This is a genomic window from Kurthia massiliensis, from assembly GCF_000285555.1.
GTDB lineage: Bacteria > Bacillota > Bacilli > Bacillales_A > Planococcaceae > Kurthia > Kurthia massiliensis.
Genome location: NZ_HE610998.1, coordinates 276,566 through 287,364 on the forward strand (window position 1 = coordinate 276,566; position 10,799 = coordinate 287,364).

General features: G+C 39.1%; 9 protein-coding genes. 4 read left to right on the top strand and 5 right to left on the bottom strand.

What is annotated here, in order from left to right; all coding sequences use genetic code 11:
* Positions 1 to 26: 26 nt before the first annotated feature.
* A complete protein-coding gene (locus KMHG_RS09085; protein WP_010288888.1) occupies positions 27 to 692 on the bottom strand; it encodes a hypothetical protein in 666 nt (221 codons plus the stop codon).
* A gap of 293 nt (positions 693 to 985) precedes the next feature.
* Complete coding sequence (gene brnQ / locus KMHG_RS09090; RefSeq protein WP_010288889.1) at positions 986 to 2,326, bottom strand: branched-chain amino acid transport system II carrier protein; 1,341 nt, start codon at positions 2,324 to 2,326, stop codon at positions 986 to 988.
* Positions 2,327 to 2,874: 548 nt separating this feature from the next.
* On the opposite strand from brnQ, the gene KMHG_RS19355 reads away from it, so the two are divergent.
* Entirely contained in the window at positions 2,875 to 3,183 is a 309-nt protein-coding gene (locus KMHG_RS19355) for a hypothetical protein (RefSeq protein WP_010288890.1), read from the top strand.
* Positions 3,184 to 3,280: 97 nt separating this feature from the next.
* Here the strand turns inward: KMHG_RS19355 and KMHG_RS09100 are convergent, their stop codons facing one another.
* The 3 genes from KMHG_RS09100 to KMHG_RS09110 form a co-directional block, all read right to left on the bottom strand.
* A complete protein-coding gene (locus tag KMHG_RS09100; RefSeq protein ID WP_010288892.1) occupies positions 3,281 to 6,820 on the bottom strand; it encodes a right-handed parallel beta-helix repeat-containing protein in 3,540 nt (1,179 codons plus the stop codon).
* Positions 6,821 to 7,006: 186 nt separating this feature from the next.
* Positions 7,007 to 8,179, bottom strand: a complete 1,173-nt coding sequence (locus KMHG_RS09105; protein WP_010288893.1) for an aminotransferase — start codon at positions 8,177 to 8,179, stop codon at positions 7,007 to 7,009.
* On the bottom strand, positions 8,179 to 8,679 hold the full coding sequence (locus KMHG_RS09110; protein WP_010288896.1) for an Lrp/AsnC family transcriptional regulator: 501 nt from the start codon (positions 8,677 to 8,679) through the stop codon (positions 8,179 to 8,181). The genes KMHG_RS09105 and KMHG_RS09110 overlap by 1 nt, the downstream gene beginning before the upstream one ends.
* A gap of 260 nt (positions 8,680 to 8,939) precedes the next feature.
* Between KMHG_RS09110 and KMHG_RS19425 the strand changes: the two genes are divergently transcribed.
* From KMHG_RS19425 to KMHG_RS09125, 3 genes are all read left to right on the top strand, one after another.
* Positions 8,940 to 9,092 (top strand): hypothetical protein, encoded by a 153-nt coding sequence (locus KMHG_RS19425; RefSeq protein WP_187116277.1) that lies wholly within the window; start codon positions 8,940 to 8,942, stop codon positions 9,090 to 9,092.
* Between the two features lie 97 nt (positions 9,093 to 9,189).
* Complete coding sequence (locus KMHG_RS09120) at positions 9,190 to 9,912, top strand: hypothetical protein (protein WP_010288899.1); 723 nt, start codon at positions 9,190 to 9,192, stop codon at positions 9,910 to 9,912.
* Between the two features lie 72 nt (positions 9,913 to 9,984).
* Positions 9,985 to 10,764: a TatD family hydrolase gene (locus tag KMHG_RS09125; protein ID WP_010288901.1), complete on the top strand. Its 780-nt coding sequence runs from the start codon at positions 9,985 to 9,987 to the stop codon at positions 10,762 to 10,764.
* Positions 10,765 to 10,799 lie beyond the last annotated feature (35 nt).

The following is a 10,799-nucleotide window of genomic DNA, read 5'->3' on the forward strand; positions in this document are numbered from 1 at the left end:
CCACACCTCCAATTGTTAGATTGTGTCTAACAATTGGGGGGCAGTTCAACCCTATATAGGATCTCTGCTTTTTTCAATGTATTAAATTTTAAACTTACGAGTACTACAATGACAATTAAAATTGCTGAAATAATCGCCATAAACGTAAATGCACGATGCGCAGATGCTTTATTCGCAGCCGACGTTTCGGTCATTTTTTCATCTAATTGCGTCGAAAATGTTTGCGCTGTTTTCATCATTTCTTGCCCAACAGCGTAAACATCATTTTGCCAAATATTCATCAGTTCTTCAGATGTCCCGCCATTTTTAGCAACGGTATTCATCTTATCGAACTGCTCTTTAAATGACATGTTGAGTGCTAAAAGTTTTTGTAACGTTTGTTGGTCACTGCTCGTTGATATGAGTGTTAATGTTTCATTTAAACGTTTATCGATTTCTTCTTTCGATGTGTTAAATTGCTTTTCATTTTCTAGCTTTGTTGACACGATTAATCCGCGTACAGCGAGCGATTGTTTCACACTCTCGCTCACGACGACTTGGACGTTGTTGCGCGCTTTGCCTTGTTGATCGATCACTTCATTGTAAGAATCGGTAATGCTATTCAATATATACATTGAAAATCCCGTTAATAACGTAAATGCAACGGTCACGCTCAGTAATACGACTAAAACCTTTTGTTTGATACTTTTCATTTCTTCACCTCTATTTTTCTAAATATTCAGTTCATTATATATGAAACTTTCGTCGCAATATATAAAACATCATAAAAAAGGTTATTTTTACTAATTTAAGAGTGAAAAGACGACACAATGTCGTTTAATCAGGGATTACGTAATATGAAAAAATAGCCTATGACAGCGTATATATGTATGAATGAGAAATAATTGTTAATAAAGAATGAATAAATATGCGCATTGTATATTAAAAGTTTTAGTAAGTAAAAAAGTCCCTATCTTCGTAAAAAGATAGAGACCTTTGATGATAATTATTTTTTAATCAGCGCGTACATGTAACCGATGATTGCACCGACAACGGCAGGAACGATCCAACCGAGTCCTAAATCATAGAATGGTAATGTGTCTGCATAAAACTGTGCAATTTTTTGTAAGAAGCTAACTTTCCATTCAGGAACGCTTCCGATTAATGCATTGTAGCCGTCAATAATACTAATAAAGAATGTAAAGAACATCGCTGTCGCAAATACAGGACGACGCGCTTTAAATAAAGGTGATAATAACGCTAAAATGATTAACACAATTGCTAATGGATATAAGAACATTAATACAGGAACCGCGTACGTAATAATGTTATTTAAACCGAAGTTAGCAATCGTAAATGATACGATACATAAAATAAACACGTACCATTTATAGCTAATACGTGGATACACTTCGTGGAAAAATTCACTACAAGAAGTGATTAAGCCGATACTTGTTTTTAAACATGCCAGTACGATAATGATCGCAAGTAATACCGCACCGAAAGAACCGAAATAATGATCGGCAACGGCTGCGAAAATTAATGCACCATTTTCAAATGAACCGACAGCGCTAACGCTTGTCGCACCCATATATGTAATGAAGCCATAAATGACGCCCATTAAAAGAATGGCAAATAAACCAGCTTTCCAAGTCGCGTTCGCAATTTGTTTTTTATCAGTAATGCCTTGTTGCTTAATGGCATTAATAACAACGATACCGAACGCAAGTGACGCTAAAGCATCTAACGTATTATATCCTTCTTTGAAACCAGTAATAAATGAATGATTTACATAATCGCCAACAGCACCTTCAAACGAGCCCATCGGTTTAATGATACTAATAATAATTAAGACGAATAAGAAAATTAAAAATGCAGGTGTTAAATATTTGCCGATATAATCCATAATTTTTGCGGGATTTAATGAGAAATAATAAACGATTACAAAAAATACGAGGCTAAATAGTGCTAAAAATAATGTCACGTGCTCTTTACCGATAAACGGTTCAAACCCTACAGAAAATGGTACAGTCGCCGTACGTGGAATCGCAAAGAACGGTCCAATAGTTAAGTAAAGTGCTACTGAAAATACTAAGCCGAACAGTGGATGTACGCGGCTACCTAAGTCACGCAGTCCGTTACTACCTGTTAAGCCAATTGCTAAAATACCCATTAACGGTAAGCCAATCGCCGTTACGAGGAAACCAATCAGCGCAGGCCAAAAATTGTTACCTGCAAGTTGACCGAGTTGAATCGGGAAAATTAAGTTGCCAGCTCCGAAAAATAAGCCGAAAAGCATCGTTCCGATTAACGCATAGGTCGAGAATGAAATAGATGATTTGTTCACAATAAGTCCTTCTTTCTATCAAATGAACGTGCATACAAAAGAAAAAGCGGTGACAAGACGTATGAGAGGCAACAGCTCGTTACCGAATCGTCTAGTCATCGCTTTTCTGCAAAAAAGGTCATCTACGTTGATGACAAACCTGTTTAATAGCACTTTGACGTACAATCATACGCAACCTTTTTAACGGTAGATTACCGGATACGCTTACTACATTCAGCGAATCTTCTCGGAGAGGATTTTCCAATCGTTCAATTGCCTCGCTTCTCACCAATATCGCGATTCTCTGTGCCAATTAAGTCGATGTACTCGTTCTCGTCAATGAATTTGTATGCTCTTTGATTGAAAATTATCTTAACAAACTGACAATTTAGTGTCAAGGGTGAATTTAAGTCATACGATAATAGGTAGTATAAAAGATATAAATGATGTCATAGAAAAATAATTTAAGGGTAATTAGACCTTTTATTTTTTAGAATGTTCAAAATTATATATTTTAATGATACATTAGTTATATGAAATACGAACTGTTTTATCGGGAGGGGAAATGAATGATGAAAAAAACATCTCATTTTAAAAAATCATTTTTAGCACTTTGTGGTGTCGCTATTTTTACAGCTCCTTTCACAGCGCACGCTAAACAATCAGAAGAAGAAATTGTGACTGTCACAAAAACTGAAACATTTACGATGACACCTATGAGCGATCATGGCAGTGCATCAGTCGATGTCATCGTACCAGATGTACCGAAAACAAAGGTAACGAAACCGGCAAAGAAAACAACGAAAAAAGCGACGAAAAAAACAGTAAAAAAAGCATCTAAAAAAGTTGTTAAAAAGAAAACAACGAAAAAGAAATAACGATGAACGATACATAAGACGATGATGAGCGTCTTTTTTATAGTTGAACGATCTCAAAAAAAGCACACCTCCATTAGCGAGGTGTGCTTTTCGCATATTATCGTAACTGTAAGTCTTCTACATAGATAGTGCAATCGTCTGTATTCCTTTTCAATTGTCGATGTTTCGCTTGTCGAATAGCGCGTTTTATCGTATGTGTCACGAGATGAACATTCGAAAAATTGTCGTCGCGATATTCGTAATGATGCATGAAATAAAAGGATAACGCATTCGTCGCATGTGCGTCTATCGTATAGCCAACTTGTTGTGCTTGATGTTGTGCAATTTTTAGTAATGTAGTAGGCGTGTAATCACGTAGCGTAATCGTTTCATCAAAATAATATGCAAACTGCGGATATTGCCGTAACAAAAGTGATAATTTCATATGTTGTCCTGTGCAGAGCACGATGATTTCTCCTTGATATGCTCGCAAGCAATGAAAGAGTTGTTCGATTTTTTCAGGTTGCCCATGAGCTAGCTGGTGCACATCATCGATGAGCAGTACCCCATGATGCGCTTGTTGAACGTAACGATGGATGAGGCGTTCTGTATCGCCTTCAAAGGCACTTTTTAACATATCCCGTGTGATTTCCACAATTGTATGTCGTGGTGTGATGCCAAGCGCTATATAAACGTTTGCAAGTAGGCGAGCAGTCGTCGTTTTACCAGTACCATTAGGACCTGTAATCATTACTGTAGTCGCGACAGCAGCGGCGCGCTCTGCTGTCGTCTGCATGTTGTTCGTGAGCGATATTAATTGATGTACATAATTTTTCACCATATCAATACCCGACAAAGTCTTCAGTGTTTGTGTGGTGTGTTGTAGTAATTTTTCATTAATTGGCAATGTAACCGCTGCTTTCTGCTTATTCGTCGTTGCTGTGACAATGTCCTCGGCTTTAATCGTCGTTAATAACGTCTTAGACCATTTGCTGCGTGCAACGGACATGCAGCGTAATTTTTGTGCATTAATAATAGTCGTGACGTCGTGGCGGACGATACGTGCATTCGCAAAAAAGCGGTCTTTTTGTCGCCATAACGAAATGTAGCGCTCGTATAATGCTTCACGAGCCGATGTCGTGAGCTGCCTTTGTTGCGTCTTAAACTGTTGAGTAGCGATTGCTAACAAATCATCTGGCGTATAATCATCAAAATGATAAAGCTGTGAAAAACGACTTTCAAGCCCTGGATTGCTTTTTAAAAACCGCTGCATTTCTTCAGGGTAACCTGCCGTAATGACGACAAACTTACCACGATATCTCTCCATTGCCTCGAGTAATACTTCAATCGCCTCATGTCCAAAATCGTTCGTACTGTCGCGCTGCGTGAGGGCATAAGCTTCATCAATGAATAGTACGCCACCCATCGCTTCATCTATTTTCTTTTGCGTCTTTGCAGCAGTTTGACCAATATAGGAAGCGACAAGTTGCTCGCGATTCACTTGCACGACATGTCCTTTTTCGAGTAAACCGAGCTCGTTGTAAAGACGTGCGATTAAATGTGCGACGGTCGTTTTGCCGGTCCCGGGGTTGCCGGTTAAAACGGTATGTTCCGCTATTACTGGCATTGGTTCTGTAAAACCAAAAGCGTCCGCTTCTCGTTCGAATTGATGCAATTGCACGAACGCATGCATCGCTGTTTTCAACGGATGTAAGCCAACAAGTGCATCTAATTGAGCGAGTGCGTCTGTTGTGACAGGCGGTGTCGTCTTCGGTGTCTCATTTGTCACTTGCTTTGGCGCACGTTGTTTTAGATGATCTCGTTGGCCATTTTCATCAAACGTTGCATGATGGATAAGTGCGTTCAGTGTATTTGTTTTTTCATAAATACCGTATTGTTTATTGCGAATGAAATGACTATTTTTCACGACGACGCTGCTATCCGTATCGATGTATAGTCCATCGTGTTCAGCATCTCGACACGTGCTATCGGTCATTTCTAGTTTCGCTCCTTCGCCAACGTGTACATTATCGTACCCGCTTTGTTGAATCGTACTTTGTTGAATAAACGTATGACTGTTTGATTTTAGCAAAAGACCATGTTCTTTCGCATTCGTTACATCACTTTCACATAACGTTAAGTCACTTTCTTCATTGGCGATATTGCAGTATCCATTTTCTGCAATTGTCGATGTTTGTATCGTTGCGACGGTGCCTTCTTTCAACCACACCCCGTGTTCACGATGATGCGTAATCGTTGAATGAACAATATCGATTGTAGACTGACTACCACCGATGCCTGGATAAGCGCAATGTGTAATTTTGCAATCATTTACTGTCACATTTGACTGACTGCGCGCCCACACGCCATTTTGACCAGCGTGCTTAAGTTGGCAGCGCATTAATGACAATGTACTTTCACGTTCTGCAATGATATGTGCGCCTTTTTGATGTTGGAACTGGCTATTACGGACGCGTGCTGTTGCTTGTTCTTTTAACCAAATGCCACTTTGTGCGCCTTCAAATAGTGCACAATTATCGACATCTATTTTACTATGCATGAGCGCCACTGCTGGATAAGCGTTGCGGAACAATTTAGATTGTTTTAACGAAATGTGAGCATGATCTTCTAACCAAATGCCGTTTTTTTGCGCATCGTGTATCGTACAATTTGTAATACTGCCTTCACTATTTACGTAGACGACATTCGAGCCTACATTATCGTTGATGTTGCATTGATCGATATGGGCGATAGAACGTTTCGACGCATGAAAACCATCTGCTGCCGAATGAGCAATGTCACATTGCGATAATTGAATCATCGAAGCGCTTATGTCAATATTCGTGAACGCATTATGGCGAATAACACAATTGGTCACGTGTGCTTTAGATTGTTCTTTTAGCCAAATGCCGCATTGCTTCGAACGTTCTAATTTCGTTTGGTCAATCAATAGTTGTGTATGCGATGCACTCACATTTGGCTTTGCATTGTTCGTTAATGCACTATTTAAAATAGAAACCGTACTATGATTGAGCGCCCATAAACCTGCGCCATCAATACTATTTTTAGAAGCACTATCTGTAATCGAAGCGGCTGTGCCGTCTAATTTAATGTTAGATTGTCCTGAGCGCAATACGTTCGTATCGTGCAGTTTCACATTGCCACCGATAACAGATAGTCCAATTGTTTTGCTATCTAAAATCGTACTATGTTCAATCGTAATCGTTGTATTTTCAGCGAGAACACCCGTTGTCGTATGTTGGATTTTTGTGCCTTGTATCGTCGTCGGCGCATAGGCTTCAATCCCATTCGATCCGTTGCGAATCATACATTGTAAAACGACTGTTTCTCCCTTCGTTATAAGTGCCGGTCCAGTTAAAGGGTCAAACGTACAACTCATAAAATGACTGTGTGCATGGTGCGTTTCAACCGTTTGTTTAAAATGTACGTTTTCAATGTGTACTTCATTTTCTATATAAACGCGATTCGTTAACACCGCATTTTGTCCACGAATGATGATTTTTTTCGTAATATGAATGGCTTCGTCGTATGTGCCATTTAGTGTAATCATATCCCCGTCTTGTGCAACATTTAATGCATCTTGTATCGTGCAAAATGGGGAAAATTGCTCTTTTGCAACGTTGAAATTTTGCGTCAAGTCGTTCACCTCTATTTCAAAAGCTTTATATATATACATATACCCCTTAATGAAATATTGACAAACTTATAATTTGAGTATAGTTTTTTTCGCTACATACATAGAGAGGGGAAAGTATACTAGTTCGATATGACCAAATAAAAAAGGTGAGGATTCATAAAAATCCTCACCTTAAAATCAAATATCTTATTTTAAAGATTCAATGAAGCGTTTAATACGTGTTACCGCTTCTTGTAATTGTTCAAGGGATGAAGCGTAAGAACAACGAATATGTCCTTCACCACTTTCACCGAAAACGTCGCCTGGCACGACGGCAACTTTTTCTTGTTGTAATAGTTGTTCGGCAAATTGTTGTGACGTTAAGCCTGTCGATTTAATCGAAGGGAACGCGTAAAATGCACCGCCTGGATTGTGACAGCTTAAGCCCATTTCATTGAACGATTCGACGATGAAGTTACGACGGCGACGATAACTTTTCACCATCATATCTACTTCAGGACGACCGTTACGAAGCGCTTCAATTGCAGCGTATTGAGACATCGTTGAAGCACACATTAATTGATATTGGAAAATTTTCAACATCGCTTCTGAAATGTCGCGTGGCGCACAAACGAATCCTAAACGCCAACCAGTCATCGCAAAACCTTTTGAAAAACCATTAATTAAAATTGTACGTTCGCGCATGTTTTCAATGGCACCCATACTTGTATAATCTTCATCATAAGAAAGCTCTGCGTAAATTTCATCGGCAATGACTAAGATGTCGTGTTTAATCGCAAATTGTGCAATTGCTTCTAATTCTTCTTTATTTAACATCGTACCTGTCGGATTATTTGGTGAACATAACATAATCGCTTTCGTACGATCCGTTACGACAGCTTCTAATTGACTCGGTAAAATTTTAAAATCGTTTTCTTGTAATGCTTGAACGGTTACCGCTTTACCGCCTGCAAGTTCGACAGTTGGTACATATGAGACGAAACAAGGCTCGACGACGATAACTTCTTCACCTGGGTTTAAAATCGTACGCATGGCGATATCGATTGCTGAACTTGCACCGACTGTTACGATGACTTCATGTTCAGGATCATATGTAACGTTAAAACGTGACGACATGTAATGGGCAATTTCTTGGCGTAGCTCTAAAAGACCTGCATTCGGTGTGTAAGCTGTGAAACCAGTTTCTAATGAACGAATCGCTTCTTCGCGTACGTGCCAAGGTGTAACGAAATCTGGTTCGCCTACGCCTAATGAAACAACGCCTTCCATACCAGCTGCTAAATCAAAAAATTTACGAATGCCGGATGGTTTTAATTGTTGCACCATATCAGATACGTAGTTTTTTTTCGACGTAATCATTAAGGAGACACCACGATTCGTTTATCTTGATTACCAGCCTCTAATACTGTGCCGTCATGCTTATATTTCTTTAAGATGAAGTGAGTCGTTGTAGAAATAACTGAATCAAGCGTTGATAGTTTTTGTGAGACGAAATTGGCCACTTCGTTCATTGAGTTACCTTCAACGATAACTGATAAATCATACACACCTGACATTAAGTAAACAGATTGTACTTTATCGAAACGATAAATACGTTCTGCAATGTCATCAAAACCGACGCCTTGCTTTGGTGTTACTTTTACGTCAATCATCGCGCGTACACCAGGGTGTTCTTCAATTTTTGTCCAATCGACAAGTGAAATGTAACGAACGATAATTTTTTCATCTTCTAATTTTTTCACTGTTGCTTCTGTTTCTTCTAATGAAAGGCCCACCATTTTTGCAACTTGTGCAAGATCCATACGGGCATCTTTTTCTAAAATTTCAACAATTTCAATTTCTTGTGCAGTTAATTTCATGTATTTACCTCCAAGTATGGTGATCCCCAAAATATTCACCGAAATATCCGAATTTTTTACATAAAGTATTTGAATTATCTCATAATTCGAATGCATCTATTTTACAACAGACAACTGCGAAAAGGAAAGCTCACATTTAAATAATTGTTGCAATATCGTGTAATTAAAGCATTTATCGTAATTGAGTGCGAAAAAATAGCATAAAACGCCTGCATTTTGTAAAATAAATTGTTATAGTACAACAAATAAGGAGAGATCATATGCGCTGTGGTACAAAAAGATTTATCGTCGAATATGAAACGTTAGAAGAGAAGAAACAAACGGAAGTACAAGCGCGTACGGCGACTGAAGCGCGAAAAATGGTGCGTTTACAATGCAATGCGACAAAAGTCATTTCGCTCAAAACAAAGTAATGTCTTATATCGATGCAAATCCATCTATATGTAGGTTCTTGGTTTAAGTCAGTCAAAAGTGAGAATAATACATATAAAGCAGCGAAGGAGGGGCAACATGAAAATAACCGTACGAGAGGCTGCACAGAAGCTCGCATTAAGTGAAGAAGAGGTCATCGTGTTATGTGAAGAAGACCGCTTATTTGCGATTCAACAACAAGGCGAATGGGTGTTAGATGATGATTATTTACAGCGCACATTTCCAGCAGAAGTATGGGTGTTTCCGGACGCTGCATTAGGATTAGTGCCGATTTTTATCGTCAGTGATGACATTCGCTTGTTTTATAAAATGATGCAAACACGAGAAAGTTATTTTGAGGAACATTACGAAACGCTCGCTCAAAAATACGGAACGGACGATGCACCGTTAAAGATAGAAGACGTTCATTGGCCAGATATTGAAAAATATCCAGATATGGTCGATGTCGCTTTTTATTCAGAAGCGTTTTGTGAAGATCAACAATTAGAATTTGTGGAAGTGTATCCGAAAATGTATCGTGGTTATGCGATTGAAGCACCTGATTTTGTCGATTTATTTTTAGAAGAAGAAATGCAAGTGACGGAGACGTTCGTATTAAGTGAAAACTTTATCGTCTTTGAAAAAGGATTTCGCCTGTACCGTGTTTTAAAATACGGAGAGACGTTGTTTCCAGGCATTTTTATCGAAGTGTCATTTGAAGAGAAAGGATTTCATGAGGCGACGTTACTCGGTACATGTCAACAAATGATTGATAAATATTCACTCACACCCGAACAAGCCCGTGAACTCGATGATTTATAAGTTTTTTCAATTGTATCAAGGCGTGCAAAGTCGTATGATAGACGTAATTGTTTGAGAAAGAGGACTGACAACATGATTGATATTGGATTAAATTTAACAGAAGACCAATTTGAAGGACGCGAGCGTGATGTATTAGACCGTGCGCTTGCAGCGGGCGTTCGTCAAATGATTTTAACAGGGGGGAGCGTTGAAGGAAGTCAACGTGCTCTAGCGATGGCGAAAAAGCATCCAGGCGTGTTATACGCAACAGCGGGCATTCACCCACATGAGGCAGATACATTTACGCAACAAGCTGCAGACACATTACGTGCATTGTATCAAGATGCGCAAATTGTCGCTGTCGGAGAATGTGGACTTGATTTTGACCGCAACTATTCTGACCCGAAAGATCAATATGAAGCGTTTGAAGCGCAGCTTGGACTCGCCGAAGAAAATGATTTACCGATTTTTCTTCATGAGCGAGCTGCACATGAAGCGTTTATCGATGTGATGAAGGCGCACCCATCGTTAATTGAGCGTTCGGTCGTACACTGTTTTACAGGCGATAAAGACCAACTTAAAGCATATATTGATTTAGGATTCCATATCGGGGTAACCGGTTGGGTATGTGATCCGAAACGTGGCACGGACTTGCGCGATGCATTACAATACATGCCACTTGATCGTTTAATGATTGAAACAGATGCTCCGTACTTAATTCCGAAAAACTTGAAACCAAAACCGAAATCACGCACGAACGAACCGATGTATTTACCACATATCGGTCGTGAAATTGCGGCAATTATGCAAGTAGAGGAAGACCACTTTTTTGAAGCGGTTGCGCAAAATACGAAAGCATTTTTTAAATTATAATCAACAAGGCGATGACGAAAGTAAGGTCATTCGCC